14 protein-coding genes are annotated in these 17,130 nt (G+C 70.1%); 3 read left to right on the top strand and 11 right to left on the bottom strand.

Annotation, left to right across the window (positions count from 1 at the left end):
- Positions 1-364 precede the first annotated feature (364 nt).
- A complete protein-coding gene (locus ACIOC0_RS21035; RefSeq protein WP_352245856.1) occupies positions 365-985 on the top strand; it encodes a hypothetical protein in 621 nt (206 codons plus the stop codon).
- Positions 986-1,422: 437 nt separating this feature from the next.
- On the opposite strand, the gene ACIOC0_RS21030 is transcribed toward ACIOC0_RS21035, so the two are convergent.
- The 6 genes from ACIOC0_RS21030 to ACIOC0_RS21005 all read right to left on the bottom strand — a co-directional run bounded on the left by ACIOC0_RS21030 (position 1,423) and on the right by ACIOC0_RS21005 (position 6,261).
- Complete coding sequence (locus ACIOC0_RS21030) at positions 1,423-2,058, bottom strand: hypothetical protein (RefSeq protein ID WP_352245855.1); 636 nt, start codon at positions 2,056-2,058, stop codon at positions 1,423-1,425.
- A 68-nt stretch (positions 2,059-2,126) separates the two neighbouring features.
- On the bottom strand, positions 2,127-2,828 hold the full coding sequence (locus tag ACIOC0_RS21025; protein ID WP_402156660.1) for a ribonuclease HII: 702 nt from the start codon (positions 2,826-2,828) through the stop codon (positions 2,127-2,129).
- Positions 2,829-3,347: 519 nt separating this feature from the next.
- Positions 3,348-4,253 (bottom strand): ADP-ribosylglycohydrolase family protein, encoded by a 906-nt coding sequence (locus tag ACIOC0_RS21020; protein ID WP_402156659.1) that lies wholly within the window; start codon positions 4,251-4,253, stop codon positions 3,348-3,350.
- 99 nt (positions 4,254-4,352) lie between these two features.
- Positions 4,353-4,793: a hypothetical protein gene (locus ACIOC0_RS21015; protein WP_402156657.1), complete on the bottom strand. Its 441-nt coding sequence runs from the start codon at positions 4,791-4,793 to the stop codon at positions 4,353-4,355.
- A gap of 84 nt (positions 4,794-4,877) precedes the next feature.
- Positions 4,878-5,537 carry a histidine phosphatase family protein gene (locus ACIOC0_RS21010; RefSeq protein WP_402156656.1) on the bottom strand — a complete coding sequence of 220 codons (660 nt, stop codon included), beginning with the start codon at positions 5,535-5,537 and terminating at the stop codon, positions 4,878-4,880.
- A gap of 118 nt (positions 5,538-5,655) precedes the next feature.
- Positions 5,656-6,261, bottom strand: coding sequence for a YdbC family protein (locus ACIOC0_RS21005; RefSeq protein WP_130438225.1), 606 nt, complete (start codon positions 6,259-6,261; stop codon positions 5,656-5,658).
- A gap of 77 nt (positions 6,262-6,338) precedes the next feature.
- Between ACIOC0_RS21005 and ACIOC0_RS21000 the strand changes: the two genes are divergently transcribed.
- Positions 6,339-6,947: a TerD family protein gene (locus ACIOC0_RS21000; RefSeq protein ID WP_402156654.1), complete on the top strand. Its 609-nt coding sequence runs from the start codon at positions 6,339-6,341 to the stop codon at positions 6,945-6,947.
- A 102-nt stretch (positions 6,948-7,049) separates the two neighbouring features.
- Here ACIOC0_RS21000 and ACIOC0_RS20995 read toward each other — a convergent pair whose 3' ends face one another.
- The gene (locus tag ACIOC0_RS20995; RefSeq protein WP_402156653.1) at positions 7,050-9,944 is read right to left on the bottom strand and encodes a vitamin B12-dependent ribonucleotide reductase; all 2,895 of its coding nucleotides are present in this window, start codon (positions 9,942-9,944) and stop codon (positions 7,050-7,052) included.
- Between the two features lie 164 nt (positions 9,945-10,108).
- Complete coding sequence (gene nrdR, locus ACIOC0_RS20990; protein WP_402156652.1) at positions 10,109-10,675, bottom strand: transcriptional regulator NrdR; 567 nt, start codon at positions 10,673-10,675, stop codon at positions 10,109-10,111.
- A gap of 591 nt (positions 10,676-11,266) precedes the next feature.
- On the opposite strand from nrdR, the gene lexA reads away from it, so the two are divergent.
- On the top strand, positions 11,267-12,046 hold the full coding sequence (lexA, locus tag ACIOC0_RS20985; RefSeq protein WP_130438229.1) for a transcriptional repressor LexA: 780 nt from the start codon (positions 11,267-11,269) through the stop codon (positions 12,044-12,046).
- Positions 12,047-12,198: 152 nt separating this feature from the next.
- On the opposite strand, the gene ACIOC0_RS20980 is transcribed toward lexA, so the two are convergent.
- From ACIOC0_RS20980 to ACIOC0_RS20970, 3 genes are all read right to left on the bottom strand, one after another.
- Positions 12,199-14,172 carry an ATP-dependent DNA helicase gene (locus ACIOC0_RS20980; RefSeq protein WP_402156650.1) on the bottom strand — a complete coding sequence of 658 codons (1,974 nt, stop codon included), beginning with the start codon at positions 14,170-14,172 and terminating at the stop codon, positions 12,199-12,201.
- A gap of 311 nt (positions 14,173-14,483) precedes the next feature.
- Positions 14,484-15,083: a GNAT family N-acetyltransferase gene (locus ACIOC0_RS20975; protein WP_402156649.1), complete on the bottom strand. Its 600-nt coding sequence runs from the start codon at positions 15,081-15,083 to the stop codon at positions 14,484-14,486.
- 54 nt (positions 15,084-15,137) lie between these two features.
- Positions 15,138-16,913 carry an IucA/IucC family protein gene (locus ACIOC0_RS20970; RefSeq protein ID WP_402156648.1) on the bottom strand — a complete coding sequence of 592 codons (1,776 nt, stop codon included), beginning with the start codon at positions 16,911-16,913 and terminating at the stop codon, positions 15,138-15,140.
- Positions 16,914-17,130: the final 217 nt, after the last annotated feature.

Here is a 17,130-nt window from a genome sequence, read left to right as displayed (position 1 = left end):
ACGCCACGGACAATCGGCCACTTCACCCGACTACCGTGCGCAACCGGCCGGGTGCTCTCACGGCTCCCCCGCACCACCTCCCAGCGGCCGGACCGGGGGAAACTCACCTCCCACAAAGGGTTAACAGAGCGTGTATGGCGGGCACACGCGTCACAGCGCACCTCATTGGGTAGGGATATATGACTCGCACCGCCGCATAACGGTCGGTGGCCCCAATTGCTCGTTGCCGCATCCAAGTTCGACAGGAAGAATTGAGTTCCGCTCCCCGCACGGTTCGTCCGTGGTCCGGCAGGGCCTTGCTGCGGTGTGCGCTCCCCCCGAATCCGACCCGCCCCCTGTGTGGGCCGTAGCCGAAGGGAGGCTCGTGACCTTCGGATTCGCTCCGTCCTCGGCGGCATCATCGTCATCGTCCACGTCCGCCGCTTCCGCCAACCGCTTGCTCGAGCCTGCCGAGTGGGCCGCGGCGGGGATTCCGCTGCTGCGCAACCCACGCGAGGTCGTCAGCGGGCTGCACGCACGGCACCGGCCCCGGCCGGCCACCGCGGTCGTAGCCGTGCTCGATCCGGACGAACGGTTGCTGGCCAGCGCCTCGTTCACCCGCCGCCAGGCTCCGGCCGACGGCTGGATGTTCCGCAACGCGCTGCTTTCGCAGCTGCGCCGGGTCATCCCGCACGACCTGCGCCGCCGCACACCGGTCCGCACCGCCGTGCTGCTCTACTGCCGTGACGGCGACGCGCGCTGGACGGAGGAGGACGGCGCGTGGATGTGGGGCCTGCGTGACGCCTGCACACTGCACGGTCTGCGCTGCGGCTCGTACATCACGCTGACCCGGGACGGCTGGCAGGTCCTCGGCGAGGGCCGCGGCGGCCGCCGCCCCAACGCGGACTCCTCTCCGGAGCCCTTCGCCCTGTCCGAGGCGCCGCCTCCGCTGCCCCGCACAGGCGGCGCCGCCTCCGAGGTCCTGCGCCGCGCCGCCGCCCGCTGAGCGCAGAGGCCGGCGCGATCCGCACCGATCACGGGCGCCCCGCCCCCGTACGAAGCAGCCACCCGCCCCCGGAAGGCCGACCGTTGTCACGGCTACCTTCCGGGCAGAGGGAACGGCTTGTGCAGACACGATCGCCTCGCGGCGGGACGCACACCCGTTGCCCGTGCCCGGCGCTCACCGCCACACGGCGCTGCTCATGGCAGCCCCACACGACCTACCGCCGACCCGGTGGACCGGACGGAACCACCGGGGTCACCTACGCGGCCACCCGAGTCGCCCGCGACCGGACGCCGCGCCCCGTCCACCGGCTGAAACATGATCCCCCGTCAACCGGGCGCGTCCGGTCGCGCCTTGGAGGCAGCCGCGACCGCGACGCCTCCTCCGCCCCGCTTGCGCACCCCGGTGTTCACACCCGGGGTGGTCGCAACCGGCTCGCCTCAGACGCCCGCGCCCAGCACGGCGTTGATCTGCTGCGGGTCACCGCAGACGATCAGCAGCGTGCCGGCCCGCTTGTGGGCGAGGGGCAGAGCGGTGGCGGCCACGGTGTCGGGACCGCCGTTGACGGCGACCACGACGACGGGCCGCACGGCGGCGCGGTCCACAGCGGCGGCAGCGGCGTAGAAGACGTCGTCTCCCGCGTCCTGCTGCGCCCAGTAGGACGCCTCGCCGAAGCTCAGCTCGTGGGCCGCCCAGGGGTGCTGCTCGCCGGTGGTGAGCACGAGCACCTCACCCGGGGCCCGCCCCGAGTCGAGGAGCAGGTCCACGGCCTCCTCGGCGGCGTCCAGTGCACCTTCGGCCGAGGCCGGGATGAGCTGGATCTGAGGAGTCGCCGGGGCGGCCGGCGGAGCGGCGTGGGCGGCCGGGGCCGAGGGCCCGGGCTTGGCGGCGTCACGCTGCGCGCGCTGAGCGGGCGGCGTGGGCCGGACGGGACCAGGACGTCCCGGACGCGACGGAGCCGCGGGACGGGGACCAGGTACGGGTCGAGGGGTCGGCGCGGTGCGGCCGCTGGCCGGAGTGGCGCGGGGACCCTGGGCACTCTCGTGAATCTGAGGCTCCTCGGGAATGAGAGGCATGGGCTGTTGTCTATCAAACGTTGGTGCGGCTCGCGCCAGCGGGTGGCACATCAGTGCGAGCGGAATCGTCAGAAGTCGAAGCCGAGCTGACCCTCGATCTCCGGAACGCTTCCGTCCGCCCAGCTGCGGGTCTTCTTGAGGTGCCGCCACTGGGGCAGCGCATCAAGATACGCCCACGACAACCGGTGGTACGGGGTGGGTCCCCGTTCCGCCAGTGCGGCCTTGTGCACGGGTGACGGATACCCGGCATTGTCCGCAAAGCCGAAGTCTGCATGGTCGATGCCCAGTTCGGCCATCATTTTGTCGCGCCGAACCTTGGCGATCACCGATGCCGCCGCGACCGCGACGCACGACCGGTCCCCCTTGATGACGGTGCGGACCTTCCACGGGGTGCCGAGGTAGTCGTGCTTCCCGTCGAGGATCACCGCGTCGGGGCGTATCGGCAGAGCGTCCAGTGCGCGCACCGCGGCGAGCCGCAGCGCGGCCGTCATCCCGAGGTCGTCGATCTCCTGCGGAGAGGCGTGACCCAGGGCGTAGGACGTGACCCACTCCTCCAAGGCCACGACGAGTTCGTTGCGGCGCTTGACGGAGAGGAGCTTGGAGTCGGTGAGGCCGACGGGCGGCCGGCGCAGTCCGGTGACCGCCGCGCAGACGGTGACGGGTCCGGCCCAGGCACCGCGACCCACCTCGTCGACACCGGCAATGACCTTCGCTCCGGTCGTGGCGCGAAGGGAGCGCTCGACGGTGTGAGTGGGTGGTTCGTACGGCATGGCGACCTTAGGGTACGCCGCCGGGATCCCCTCGCGACACCCCGGTTTCCCCACACGTGCGCGGAAGGCGGCGGGAGCCCTCCACAAACCACCCCAACTCCCCTCCAAGACATCACAGTTGCCCAGCCGATCACACCCCGGCCACCACCCTCGGTCCGCCCACCGACGGGACGCCGGGGAGGCAGTCGCCCTGCGTTCCCCGCAGCGATGACCCCCGCGGCGGAGCGAGTTGGCGGACCCGCCGCCGGCCGCCCGGGTTCCGCGTCGACGATCTGACCGCCTAGCCGCCGCCACCCGGAGTCCCCGAATACAACGAACATCACCGCATCCCACAGCGCCCGCACCGACCGCATGAACCGCATGAACCGCACCGACCGCATGACCATCCCCCGACGCTCCGCATCACTGCACACCGCTTCGGACATCACCGCCGGTGCGGCACTCGCATCGCACACAGCGGACACTCGAAGAACGGGCCCCGGTCACGCAGAGTTCCCGTTGAACACGGAGAGTTTTCGCCTATCCGGTCCGAGGCGTCCATCCGGGCAGTTGCTCCACCTGTTCCACCCAAGCGCCTGGCGGGGCCCCGGCCTTGTCCGACGCCAGCACACCGCCCACGATGGCGCAGGTCGTGTCCACGTCCCCGCCCACCTGGGCCGTCGTCCAGAACCCGTTCTCGTAGTCGCCGAGAGCGCGGGCGGCGGACCACAGCGCGAAGGGCACGGTGTCGTGCGCCGTCGTGCGCCGGCCGCAGCCCAGAACGGCCGCCACGGTGCTCGCGTCGCCGTAGTCGAGCATGTCGCGGGCCCGCCGCAGACCGGCACCGACGGCGCTCTTGGGGACGAGGGCGATGACTCCGTCGAGGAGGGCCTCCGGAGCGGGCGGTCCGCCCGGAGCGCCGACCAGCGCGGCCGCCGCGGCGACCGCCATGGCCCCGACCACGGCTTCCCGGTGCTGGTGCGTGGGGTAGGCGGAGATCTCCGCCTGGTGGGTGGCCTGTTCGGGATCGTCGGCGTACCAGGCGCCCAGCGGAGCGATCCGCATGGCGGCGCCGTTGCCCCAGGAGCCCTGTCCGTTGAAGAGGGCGGCGGACAGCTCACGCCAGTCGCCGCCCTCCCGGACCAGCCTGAGGAGTCGGTTGACGGCGGGGCCGTAGCCGCGGTCGAAGTCGTGGTGCTCGGCGAACGAGCGGACCAGCGCGTCCTGGTCGATACGGTGGTGGCCGGCCAGCACGGCGACCACGGAACAGGCCATCTCCGTGTCGTCCGTCCACTGCCAGGGACCGGGCGGCAGTTCCCGGCGCTTGAGCAGCGGATAGTTCACCGGGACGAAGAACTGCGAGCCCAGCGCGTCCCCCACCGCGAGCCCACGCAGGGAAGCCAGAGCGCGCTCCAGGCGCCCTTCATAAGAGAAGTCAACGGTCATCGCTCTGCCACTCTAATTCGTCACCGCACAATCGTCACCGAAGAATCCGGCACCACCAGCGCAGCTCCACTGGTCCCGGGCCCTGCCCCTCAGCCCAGGTCAGCGCAAGCCGAAACAAGATCCGAAGCGCCGCTTCGCGGGGGTCCGCGACTGCGGCGACATGTCGAGCCCGAGGGCCGCCCCGTACCCGACGACGCTGTCCTCGGGACCGTTCTTGAATCGCTTCATCAAGCGTTGCACCGGCCATATGACGGCCCCTTCGGGCAGCCGGAGCCTGACGTTGATCTCGCCTTCCGGATCGCCGTCGTCCGCCTCCCAGCTGCCGCCGGGGGCGCGCCGCACGGTCTCACCCACGTAGCAGCCCAGGGCGAACAGTCGGGACCCCAGGCCGGTCGCGAGGAGCCCGCCCTCGACCGCCGTTCCCGCCTCGCTGTGGTCGCTCATGAACTGTTCGACGTCGCGCAGACTGGCGGGCGAGAAGTCGGCGCGGCAGCCCGAACTCTTGAGCGCTCGCGCGATCCATCGCGCGCTCGCGTCCACATCCTCGAGCAGAGTGACCACCGGTGCCGTCCTCGCGCCAAGTAAAGCCGTCAGCAGGGGCCGGGCGGCGGCCCGTGGGAGTGTCTATCCGGAGATCCCGTACGGCTCCGGGTCTCGCCAGCGGTCGAACGGGCGGTTCAGGGTGTATTTGCCGTCGTCTCCGAGAACGAGCATCCGCATCTCGGCGTTCCCGGGGTTCGACAGTGACTCGAATTCGGCGACCGTCCAGTGGAACCAGCGCATGCAGAACAGGCGCATGGCGAGGCCGTGAGTCACGATCAGGACGTTCGGCGGGTGGTCGGGGTCCTCGAAGCTGCGGAACAGGCTCTCCAGGAAGCCGCCGACCCGGTCGTACACGTCGGCTCCGCTCTCCCCCTGCGCGAACCGGTAGAAGAAGTGCCCGTAGGCGTCGCGATAGGCCTTCTGCAGACGGACGTCGTCACGGTCCTGCCAGTTGCCCCAGTCCTGCTCCCGCAGCCGGGGCTCCTCACGCACCCGTATGTGGTCCGGGTCGAGGTGGAAGGCCTTGAGGGTCTCGTGCGTGCGTCTGTAGGGCGACACGTACACGCTGACGCGCTCGCGGCCGAACAGATCGCGCAGGGTCTCGCCCGTCTTCTCCGCCTGCCGCACACCCCGTTCAGTCAGGGCCAGAGCGTGGTCGGGTTCACGCTCGTACACGCTGTCATCAACATTGCCCGTTGACTCCCCGTGCCGGACAAGGACGATGCGCCGTGGTCGTGCCATGCCAAAACCCTAGATCGGATGGCGCCCGATCGAGCACTCGTAAGCCCTTCATACAGCGTAGGTCACACGAAGTCTGCACCATGTGACATCGCGGAACGCTCGTGCGGGCGGTCGGCGATCAGACCGTCCAGGCCGGTTCGAGCCGCACGATGTCGCCGGTGAGTGAGGAGATGTCCGCCTCTGTCTGGGCCCGCAGCGCGAGTCGCTCGATGCGTTCGGTCCGGTACTTGCCGTGCTCGGCCTCCGAGCGCCACATCGACAACACCAGGAACTCGTGTCCCGGCGCCTCCGCGAACAACCCGCGGATCATGCCCGGCGAACCGGCCATCGCCGGGTTCCACACCTTCTCCTGCATCAGCGTGAAGTGCTCGGCGCGCTCCTCGCGCACCCTGCACAGAGCGACCCGGAGCAGGTCGGAGTCGGTGAAGCGGGGCTCGAAGCCCGTCTTCACGTCGAAGCGGTAGTCGAAGAGCCGCACCTGGGCGTCCTTGAAGGTGCCCGCCTGGGCCGTCGCGAGCCGGTCGTGGGAGCGCGCCATGAAGGAGTCGTAGAAGGCGCGGCTCTCCCAGAAGGCGAAGACGTGCGCGACCGAGGGCCGCGCCCTGCTCCAGCCGCCGCCCTGCCCCCGGAACCCCGGTTCGCCCAGAAGCCCCGCCCACTTCCGCTGCCCTCGTTCGAAACCGCGGCGGTCCACCACGGTGCAGCGAATCCACTTGACCAGCACCGCGCCATGGTAAGGCCCCAGGACGTGGCGTCGGTCACGTTCGGATGTGAAGCGGCCGTGCGGGCGCTCGCACGCGCGTGGCAGGATGGACAACCGGCCCTGGTGATCAGGGAGTTCAGGGCGGCACACCCGCGACGGGGAGGGAAGTGACGGTGAACGGCCTCAACAAGGCGATCGGCAAGGTCGAGACGGCGGTGAGGTGGGACCCGAGTCCGGCGGGGGAGCCACCCACCGACCTGGACCTCGTCGCCGCGACCTACCTGAGCGAGGACCCTGAGGCGGAGCCCGCCTACGTGGTGCACTTCGACAGCCGCTCCCCCGACGGCACCATCTTCCTCAACCGGGACAGCAGGGACGGCAAGGGCTTCGGCTGGGACGAGGTCATGACGCTGGAGCTGGACCGGCTCGACGCGCGGTACGTGCGCGTGGTGGTCGGCGTCGTCATCCAGCAGCGCCCCGCGCACCGCACCTTCGTCAGTGTGATCAACCCCGCCGTTCGCATCCGTGAGGGTTACACGGACCTGGCGACGGACGATTTCGGCGGCGTCCTGGGTTCGACGGCCGCGACGATCGCGGAGTTCGTACGCGTGCCCCCCGTCGGCTGGACGTTCCGCCCCGGAGTCCAGGGCTACGAGGACGACCCGGCGGACTTCAGCCGCATCATGGGCCGTACGCGACGCGCCTGAGCCCGCGCAACCTCACTACCTGAACCGCGCGAGGGCGGTGGAGCCGCACATCGGCTCCACCGCCCTCCGCCAGGTCACTCACCCTGGCCGGCGTGCCCGGGATCAGCTGCAGCCGCTCGTCGAGCCGCAGCCCTCGCAGATGTAGCAGGAACCGGCGCGCTGCATCTTCGTGCCGCAGGAGAAGCACAGCGGGGCGTCGGCCTGGATGCCCAGCTGCATCTCCACCAGCTCGGCGCTGGTGTGGGCCTGCGTCGGGGCGGGCTTGGCCGCCTCGGACTCGGCCTTGGGCGTGGCGACGGCCTTCAGGTCCGTCTGGCGCGGAGCCGACTGGGCCAGACCCTCGACGTCGACGTCCTCCTCGGCCGGCTCGTACGAACCGGTCTCCAGGTGACGCTGACGCTCCTCGGCGGAGTGGATGCCGAGCGCGGAGCGCGTCTCGAAGGGCAGGAAGTCGAGCGCCAGGCGGCGGAAGATGTAGTCGACGATCGACTGGGCCATCCGCACGTCCGGGTCGTCCGTCATACCGGCCGGCTCGAAGCGCATGTTGGTGAACTTCGAGACGTACGTCTCCAGCGGCACGCCGTACTGGAGGCCGACGGAGACCGCGATGGAGAAGGCGTCCATCATGCCCGCGAGAGTCGAGCCCTGCTTGGACATCTTCAGGAAGACCTCGCCGAGACCGTCGTCCGGGTAGGAGTTGGCGGTCATGTAGCCCTCGGCACCGCCGACCGTGAAGGACGTGGTGATGCCGGGACGGCCCTTGGGGAGGCGCTTGCGGACCGGGCGGTACTCGACCACCTTCTCGACCGCGGTGCGGATCGCGTCCTCGGCCTTCTCCGTGATCTCGGCCTTCTCCTTCTCCTTGGTCTTCGCGGAGAGGGGCTGACCGACCTTGCAGTTGTCGCGGTAGATCGCGAGCGCCTTGACGCCGAGCTTCCAGGCCTCGAAGTAGATCTCCTCGACCTCCTCGACGGTCGCCGACTCCGGCATGTTGACCGTCTTGGAGATGGCGCCGGAGATCCAGGGCTGGATCGCGGCCATCATGCGCACGTGGCCCATCGGGGAGATGGCACGCTCTCCCATGGCGCAGTCGAACACCTCGTAGTGCTCCGGCTTGAGGCCCGGGGCGTCGATCACATTGCCGTGGTCGGCGATGTGGGCGACGATCGCCTCGATCTGCTCCTCCTGGTAGCCCAGGCGGCGCAGGGCCTGCGGGACGGTGCCGTTGACGATCTGCATCGAGCCGCCGCCGACCAGCTTCTTGAACTTCACCAGGGCGAGGTCGGGCTCGACGCCGGTGGTGTCGCAGGACATCGCCAGACCGATGGTGCCGGTCGGGGCGAGCACGGACGCCTGGGAGTTGCGGAAGCCGTTCTTCTCGCCGAGGCGCAGCACGTCCTGCCAGGCCTCGGTGGCGGCCGCCCACACCGGGCTGTCGAGGTCGTCCATGCGGGTGGCGGTGCCGTTGGCGTCGGCGTGCTGCTTCATGACGCGCTTGTGGGCGTCGGCGTTGCGGGCGTAGCCGTCGTAAGGGCCGACGACCGAGGCGAGTTCGGCGGAGCGCCGGTACGACGTACCGGTCATCAGGGAGGTGATGGCTCCGGCGAGGGCGCGGCCGCCGTCGGAGTCGTAGGCGTGGCCGGTCGCCATCAGCAGGGCGCCGAGGTTGGCGTAGCCGATGCCCAGCTGGCGGTACGCGCGGGTGTTCTCGCCGATCTTCTGGGTGGGGAAGTCCGCGAAGCAGATGGAGATGTCCATCGCGGTGATGACGAGCTCGACGACCTTCTGGAAGCGCTCGGCCTCGAAGGACTGGTTGCCCTTGCCGTCGTCCTTGAGGAACTTCATCAGGTTCAGCGAGGCGAGGTTGCAGGACGTGTTGTCCAGGTGCATGTACTCGCTGCAGGGGTTCGAGCCGTTGATGCGGCCGGACTCCGGGCAGGTGTGCCAGTGGTTGATCGTGTCGTCGTACTGGATGCCGGGGTCGGCGCAGGCCCACGCGGCGTCGGCCATCTTGCGGAAGAGCGACTTGGCGTCGACCTCCTCGATGACCTCGCCGGTCATGCGGGACGTCAGGCCGAACTTGCCGCCCTGCTCGACGGCCTTCATGAACGTGTCGTTCACGCGGACCGAGTTGTTGGCGTTCTGGTACTGGACGGACGTGATGTCGTCCCCGCCCAGGTCCATGTCGAAGCCCGCGTCGCGCAGGGCGCGGATCTTCTCCTCTTCCTTCACCTTGGTCTGGATGAAGTCCTCGATGTCGGGGTGGTCGACGTCGAGGATGACCATCTTGGCGGCGCGGCGGGTGGCACCGCCCGACTTGATGGTGCCGGCGGAGGCGTCCGCGCCGCGCATGAAGGAGACCGGGCCGGAGGCGTTGCCGCCGGAGGAGAGCAGTTCCTTGGAGGAACGGATCCGGGACAGGTTCAGGCCGGCGCCGGAGCCACCCTTGAAGATCATGCCCTCTTCCTTGTACCAGTCGAGGATCGACTCCATGGAGTCGTCGACGGCCAGGATGAAGCAGGCGGAGACCTGCTGGGGCTGCGGGGTGCCGACGTTGAACCAGACAGGGCTGTTGAAGCTGAAGATCTGGTGCAGGAGGGCGTAGGCCAGCTCGTGTTCGAAGATCTCGGCGTCGGCGGGCGAGGCGAAGTAGCTGTAGTCCTCGCCGGCCTTCCGGTATGTCTTCACGATCCGGTCGATCAGCTGCTTGAGGCTGACCTCGCGCTGCGGGGTGCCGACGGCGCCCCGGAAGTACTTGCTGGTGACGATGTTGACCGCGTTCACCGACCAGAAGTCGGGGAACTCGACGCCACGCTGCTCGAAGTTGACCGAGCCGTCGCGCCAGTTGGTCATGACGACGTCCCGACGCTCCCACGCGACCTCGTCGTACGGGTGTACGCCGGGCGTGGTGTGGATGCGCTCGATACGCAGCCCCTTCGTGGCCTTGGCGCCCTTCGCTCGGGAACCTCGTGCCGGACCGCTCGCCGTCTCTGTCATGCCGCCTCCCTGTACAGGCAAAAACGCCCTGAAATGCCACGATGTTCCCGTGGCACGGTGTTGTGTCTGTGATGTCGCGGGCGCCCTCGCCTGTCGCCCGTGACATGTCTTCGTCCGCCGCCGCCCGGCCGGCCCGGGGTGTCCGCCCGGTTCCGGCCCGTCGGTCAGTCGGCGGCGTGCGCGGGCTCGGGGACCTGGACGGTCCCTCCGGGTCCCGCGTCGTCTTCCCGGCTCCCCGTGACAGCGCCCTTGTCGTCCGCGCGGTCGTCGTCGTCCGCGGCGGCGCGCCCCGTCTGCCTGAGTTCCTTGATCGCGGTCTCGAAGTCCTCGAGCGAGTCGAAGGCCCGGTAGACCGAGGCGAACCGCAGATAGGCGACGAGATCGAGTTCCTGCAGCGGACCGAGTATGGCCAGGCCCACGTCGTGGGTGGTCAGCTCGGCGCTTCCGGTGGCCCGCACCGCCTCCTCGACCCGCTGCCCGAGCTGGGCGAGCGCGTCCTCGGTGACCGGCCGTCCCTGGCATGCCTTGCGGACGCCGTTGATGACCTTGGTGCGGCTGAACGGCTCGGTGACTCCGGACCGCTTGACCACCATGAGCGAACACGTCTCCACGGTCGTGAAACGACGGGAGCAGTCAGGGCACTGGCGGCGCCTGCGGATCGACGTGCCGTCGTCGGTCGTACGACTGTCGACGACGCGGCTGTCGGGGTGCCTGCAGAAGGGGCAGTGCATGGAACTCCAACCCTCCTCACAGCAGACTCAATAACCTCGCCGGGCCTCAGCAGCCCCGCGAAGCAGCTCCAGCATAGGCGATCCGCGACCATCCGAAGACCCGGGGGACCACAACACTTGGGCTGCTGCCGCAATCCAACCACTACATATGGGGCTTGCCTCATTCGACCAGGCAGTAGCGCGTGTCGCAGACATATGGCCTCACCGCACGCGTCCTCGCCGTCACGCGCAGCACCCGACGACGCACAGGCACGCGACGCGTGCACGCCCGTATCGCGGGCGCGCTTGCGGAGATAGCGTGAGCGCCACAAGGGGGAGAGGTGGGACTCTCGGGCAGAGCCAGGCCTGATCCCCGGCCCGCGGAAGGACCGATGGCAGACTGAAGCGACACCCCCGAGGAGATGTCGTCGGCCCGGCGGTGAAGAGTACAACGGCGAGCCCGCTCACACCTGCCGGGAAGCACGTCAGCTATACACCCAGACACATGATCAAGTCAGACAGTCCACACTTTTTCACTCGAACGTGTGTTTGGCGCAACCTTTCGAAAGCAACTACCGTTGTCCAGCAGGGAGACAACCGAGAGGGGCCGACGTGACCACCACCGCAGACAGTGCCACCATCACTGCCCAGGACCGCTCCCAGGGCCGAATCGATCCGGTGCACGCGATGAACGAAGCCACGAATCCCGAGGGGCACAAGCGCTCCCTGCCGGGCCGACCTCCAGGCATCCGGGCGGACAGCTCGGGACTCACCGACCGGCAGCGCCGGGTGATCGAGGTCATCAGGGATTCCGTGCAGCGGCGCGGATACCCGCCGTCCATGCGGGAGATCGGCCAGGCGGTCGGACTGTCCAGCACGTCGTCGGTCGCACACCAGCTGATGGCGCTGGAGCGCAAGGGCTTCCTGCGCCGCGACCCGCACCGCCCGCGCGCGTACGAGGTGCGCGGCTCGGACCAGGCGGCCTCCGTCCAGCCCACCGACACCGCCGGCAAGCCCGCCGCCTCCTACGTCCCGCTGGTCGGCCGGATCGCGGCCGGCGGCCCGATCCTCGCCGAGGAGTCCGTCGAGGACGTCTTCCCGCTGCCCCGGCAGCTCGTCGGCGACGGCGAGCTCTTCGTCCTGAAGGTCGTGGGCGACTCCATGATCGAGGCCGCGATCTGCGACGGCGACTGGGTCACCGTCCGCCGCCAGCCGGTCGCGGAGAACGGTGACATCGTGGCCGCCATGCTCGACGGCGAGGCGACCGTCAAGCGTTTCAAGCGCGAGGACGGCCATGTGTGGCTGCTCCCGCACAACGCGTCCTACGAGCCCATCCCCGGCGACGACGCAACCATCCTCGGCAAGGTGGTGGCCGTACTGCGCCGCGTCTGAGACGGCGGCGGACGGACCTCCTCGATCCGCCTCCCTGACTGGGCCCCGGAATCCCTGCGCCGATTCCGGGGCCCTGTGCCGTTCGGGACCCGTCCCCTGTCGACCCACGCCGTCAGCCGGGTCTCGCCCTGTTCGGGGCAGGTCGAACGCCGTCAGGCCTCCGCCTCCTTCGCCGTCGCGTCGATCGCGGCGAGCGACTTGCGAACCTGGTTGCGGTCCGTCGTGTACCAGAAGTCGGGCATGGACGCCTTCAGATAGCTGCCGTAGCGGGCCGTCGCCAGCCGCTGGTCCAGCACGGCCACCACACCACGGTCCCCCGACGCGCGCACCAGCCGCCCCGCGCCCTGAGCCATGAGCAGCGCGGCATGCGTCGCCGCGACGGCCATGAAGCCGTTGCCGCCCGCGTCCTCGACCGCCTTCTGGCGGGCGCTCATCAACGGGTCGTCCGGACGCGGGAACGGGATCTTGTCCATCACCACCAACTGACAGCTGGGACCCGGCACGTCGACTCCCTGCCAGAGCGACAGCGTCCCGAACAGACACGTCCTCGGATCCGCCGCGAAGTTCTTGATCAGCTCACCGAGGGTCTCCTCGCCCTGGAGCAGGATCGGGAACTCGGGAATGCGCGTGCGCAGTTCCTCCGCCGCCAGTTGAGCGGCCCGCATGGAGGAGAACAGCCCGAGGGTGCGCCCGCCGGCCGCCTGGATCAGCTCCGTCAGCTCGTCCAGCATGTCCCCGCGGTCACCGTCCCGCGCGGGGCGCGCCAGGTGCTTGGCGACGTACAGGATGCCCTGCTTGCGGTAGTCGAAGGGCGAGCCCACGTCGATGCCCTTCCACGGCGGCACGTCCTCGCCTTCCGTGCCCTCCGGTGCCAGACCCAGGGAGGCGCCCACACCGTTGAAGTCGCCGCCGAGCTTCAGTGTCGCGGAGGCCAGGACAACGGAGCGGTCCGCGAAGAGCTTCTCCCTCAAAAGGCCCGACACGGACATGGGGGCGACGCGCAGAGAGGCCCCGAAGCGGTCGTGCCGCTCATACCAGACGACGTCGTACTCGGAGCCGTTCACGATGCGCTCCGCCACGTCGTGCACGCTCTCCACGGAGGCGAGCGCCTGCTTGCGGACCGCGTCCTCGTCCTGGACGGACTTGTCACGGGTCGCGCCGATCGCGGAGATGACGGTGCGCGCGGCGTCGCGGAGCGCCATGAGCGCGTAGCCGAGATCCTCCGGAATCTCCTCCAGGCGGCCCGGCAGCGCCAGCTCCATCAGCCGCTCGAAGCCCTCGGCGGCCGTCTGGAGCTGGTCGGCGGCCTTCTCGTCGGCCAGTTTCGCCGCCCGGCGCACCGCACGGTTGACCTGGCCCGGGGTCAGCTCGCCGGTGGCCACTCCGGTGACCCGCGAGACCAGCTCGTGCGCCTCGTCGACGATCAGCACCTCGTGCTGCGGGAGAACCGGGGCGCCCTCGATGGCGTCGATCGCCAGCAGGGCGTGGTTGGTGACGACGACCTCGGACAGCTTGGCCCGCTCACGGGCCATCTCCGCGAAGCACTCGGCGCCGTAAGCGCACTTCGAGGCGCCCAGGCACTCCCGGGAGGACACCGACACCTGGCTCCAGGCGCGGTCGGAGACGCCCGGCGTCAGGTCGTCGCGGTCTCCGTCCTCCGTCTCGTCCGCCCAGTCGCGCAGCCGCAGCAGGTCCTGGCCCAGCTTGCTGGTGGGGGCGGCCGCCTCGAACTGGTCGAAGAGTCCCTCGTCCTCGTCCTGGGGCATGCCTTCGTGCAGGCGGTGCAGACACAGGTAGTTCGAGCGGCCCTTGAGCATCGCGAACTCCGGCCGGCGGCGCAGCAGCGGATGCAGCGCGTCGACCGTGCGCGGCAGGTCCCGCTCCACGAGCTGGCGTTGCAGAGCCAGAGTCGCGGTCGCGACGACGACGCGCTCCCCGTGCGCGAGCGCGGGCACGAGGTACCCCAGGGACTTGCCGGTGCCGGTGCCGGCTTGCACCAGCAGGTGGGTGCCGTCGTCGATCGCCTCCGCGACGGCTTCGGCCATGGTCACCTGGCCGGGGCGCTCCGTGCCGCCGACGGCGGCGACGGCGGCATGCAGGAGTTCGGGGAGTGAGGGCTTCGTCATAGCGCGACCACCCTACGGCGCGGCACTGACAAACGTGTGGTCGTGCAGGTGGGCGGAGGTGCGGGCGGGGACGGAATCAAGGTCGGGCGCTTCCCGGATCGATGGGGGCGGAGAGGACGGAGGAGGAAGGAGACAGAGAAGAGCGGGGAGGGGTGAGGGAGAGGAGGGGGGAGGGAGAAGGGGAGGGGACGGGTCGAGGGGAGACGGGAGGCCCGAAACGCTCGCTCGGGCCGCCCGGAAAAAAGTTGCGGGGCATCGGGGTCACCGGGAACCCGGCAGCACACCGGACCGTTCCACCTGTGACGGCGCAATCACTCAGCGTCACAAGTGTAGGAAGGGGGCCGGTCTCTGATCATGAGGGCCGCCCGTTTGTCGGGGAGGTCGATCTCGGTGGAGAAGCGGAAGCCGGCGTCGAGGAAGGCGGCGATGGAGGGGATGTTGCGGAGGTCCGGTTCGGCGATGACGCGTGCGCAGGCGGGCCGCCTGTCCAGTACGAGGCCGACGACGGCCCTGAGCAGACGGCCACCTAGGCCCCGCCCCCGGTCGGCGGCGCCCCCGATGAGGAGGTGGACGCCGGTGTCGTGCGGCCGGGCGCGGTAGTGCCGGGCCAAGGGGTCGAGGTCTGCCCGGTAGATCTCCCAATAGCTCATCGGTGTGCCGTCCAACACGCCGAGGCAGGGAACGCTGTGCCCGTGACCGGCCGACTGGCGGCGCAGGTGGGCCGCGGTCACGGACTCGGGTCCGGCCAGTTCCCAGAACGCGGCGACCGCGGGGTCGTTCATCCATGCGGAGATGAGGGCCAGGTCGCGCTCGGGGTGTACGGGGACGAGGCGGAAGTCACCGGCGGAGGTGACGGCAGGCCCCCAGCCGTCGATGCGGTCGACCGGGTCCGACACGTCGAGGCGGGACATCGCGCGGCTCCTCTCGTCAGCGGGTGTCGGCAGGTGCGTTCGACAGGGGTGTGTTCATACGTGCAGGGGGTTGGCGATGGTGACGTACACGGACTGGGTGTCGACCGGGCCGACGAGCTCGTCGAGACCGTGCAGCCGGGTCAGCAAATTGGCCTTGCAGCGCAGGACGGGTGAGTCGAGCAGAAGCCCGGGCAGCGAGCTGCGCAGTCGGCCGGGGCCGCAAGCCGCCCCGGTGAGGAAGTGGCGGAAGGCGGCGAGCAGCAGGCGTTCGTCGGCGAGCCGCTGGGAGCCGAACGCGCCGATGAGACCGAAGACGTTGTTGATCGCGAGGTAGTAGGCGAAGCGCTCGTCGGTGACCTCGTCGGAGACGAAGGTGTCGCTCGCCGCGCCGATGCCCGGCAGCCGGGACTCCAGGTCCCCGCGGTGGGACGCGCGGAAGTAGTAGCCCTGGTTGTCGCGGTACCGGCCGCCTCTCGGCCAACCGTCGGGGTCGAGCAGAACCAGCGTGTTCTGCTGGTGCGCCTCCAGGGCGATGCCCGCCTCTCCGTCCAGCCAGAGCACGGGGCGGACGACGTGCTCCAGGTACCTCAGGAACCATTCGACGGCGACGGCTGAGCGCGGACGAGCGGTCCTGCCCGTGAGACGTGCGATGAGTTCGGCGAGTCGGGAAGGAGGGAGGTCGCGCTCCCGGTCGGGGCCCTGTCCGACGTGTGACCGACAGGCGACGAGACCGGCGACGCAGGCGACGTCGTCGCCGGGGCTGAACGGGTTGTGCCGGATCACCGCGTCGAGTCCGGTCACCGGGAGACCGTCCGGCCCGTCCACGGCGATCCAGGCCGGGTCGCGGACGATGTCGAAGCCCGGGTGCGCCGCCTGCCACTGCCGGCCGAGGCCGGCACGCAGGAGCCGGTGCACCTCGACACCGCGGTGGAGTTCCTTGCGGAGGTTGTGACGAAGGGAGTTGGTGATGCGCAGCCCCAGCGAAAGTTTGAGCATGGCCGGGGCGTCGGAGCGGTGGACGGTGCGTACGGAGGAGGTGGGGTGCCAGGGCGAGCCGTGGGCGCCGAGGTCACGGAGGAGCCCGGCGTCGAGCAGGGTGGCGACGTCCGGCCGGTGACGGACCTCGCGCGCCTGCCAGGGGTGCAGCGGCAGGGCGGTGTGGCCGGCGGGCAGCGCGAGCCCGGCGCCGGCGAGCCGGAGGGTCAGGCGGTCAGCGCTGACGGGACGGCCGCCGCGCTCGGTCCAGGCGGAGTCGGTGGCGAGGACGGAAGGGGCGACGGCGAACCAGTGCAGGGCGAAGGAGCCGTGCGATTCGGGTGAGTACAGGAGCGCTTCGGCGTCGGAGAGGCCTTCTCGGCTCTTGGGTGTCGGGTGGAGGGGGTGGCCGAGCAGCAGCGCCTGCTCGACGGAGAGGAACAGGTGGGGCGGGTCGGCGGGGCGTTCCGTGCGCGCGGTGACGAACGCCTCGGTGCGGCGTAGGGAGTCGGCGACACGGGCGACGAGGTCGACGGCGTCGCGGGGCGTGCCCGTCGTCGGGGCCTCGCGGGTCAGCAGGGCGGCGAGGGTGACCGCGTCGACGGGCGGGGCCGGTTCCTGAGCGGCGGCCAGGCGAGGGGGGCCGAAGCGGTGCCAGCCGGTGGGTGACCAGTAGCGGACGGGGACGAGCAGCGCGGTGCCGGAGGCGGGCAGTGGAACACGCAGCACGCCGTCGACGGGGGCGGACAGGCCCGTCTCGCGAACCCAGCAGCGCAGCAGGTTCTCGACGGCAGCAGCCTGGGCCGCGGTGTGCGGGTCGGGATGGTCGAGGAGGCCGGCGGCGGCCTGGGGCAACGGTTTGTGCAGGGCGGCGAGTCCCTGCTGATGCGGGACAAGTCCCTGTTGGTGAGGGATGCGGACGGATTCGGACGAGGGTGACGGAGCGAAGGAGGTCGACGTCTGTGTGGCGGAACTGGTGGATGTCAGCGCCGGCGAAATGGCGTGCTGTGGGGGCGTGTGCAAGGTCGCTCCTCGTCGGATGGGGGGTGAGGCCGATGGTTCAGGCGGGTCG

This window comes from Streptomyces sp. NPDC088254 (assembly GCF_044740925.1).
Taxonomy (GTDB): domain Bacteria; phylum Actinomycetota; class Actinomycetes; order Streptomycetales; family Streptomycetaceae; genus Streptomyces.
This window is presented reverse-complemented; position numbering and strand designations above follow the sequence as displayed.

Coding starts and splice junctions, on each gene's coding strand:
- ACIOC0_RS21030 (WP_352245855.1), bottom strand. CDS start 2,058: ATGCCTCTCATTCCCGAGGAGCCTCAGATTCACGAGAGTGCCCAGGGT.
- ACIOC0_RS21025 (WP_402156660.1), bottom strand. CDS start 2,828: ATGCCGTACGAACCACCCACTCACACCGTCGAGCGCTCCCTTCGCGCC.
- ACIOC0_RS21020 (WP_402156659.1), bottom strand. CDS start 4,253: ATGACCGTTGACTTCTCTTATGAAGGGCGCCTGGAGCGCGCTCTGGCT.
- ACIOC0_RS21010 (WP_402156656.1), bottom strand. CDS start 5,537: ATGGCACGACCACGGCGCATCGTCCTTGTCCGGCACGGGGAGTCAACG.
- ACIOC0_RS20995 (WP_402156653.1), bottom strand. CDS start 9,944: ATGACAGAGACGGCGAGCGGTCCGGCACGAGGTTCCCGAGCGAAGGGC.
- nrdR (WP_402156652.1), bottom strand. CDS start 10,675: ATGCACTGCCCCTTCTGCAGGCACCCCGACAGCCGCGTCGTCGACAGT.
- ACIOC0_RS20980 (WP_402156650.1), bottom strand. CDS start 14,172: ATGACGAAGCCCTCACTCCCCGAACTCCTGCATGCCGCCGTCGCCGCC.
- ACIOC0_RS20975 (WP_402156649.1), bottom strand. CDS start 15,083: ATGTCCCGCCTCGACGTGTCGGACCCGGTCGACCGCATCGACGGCTGG.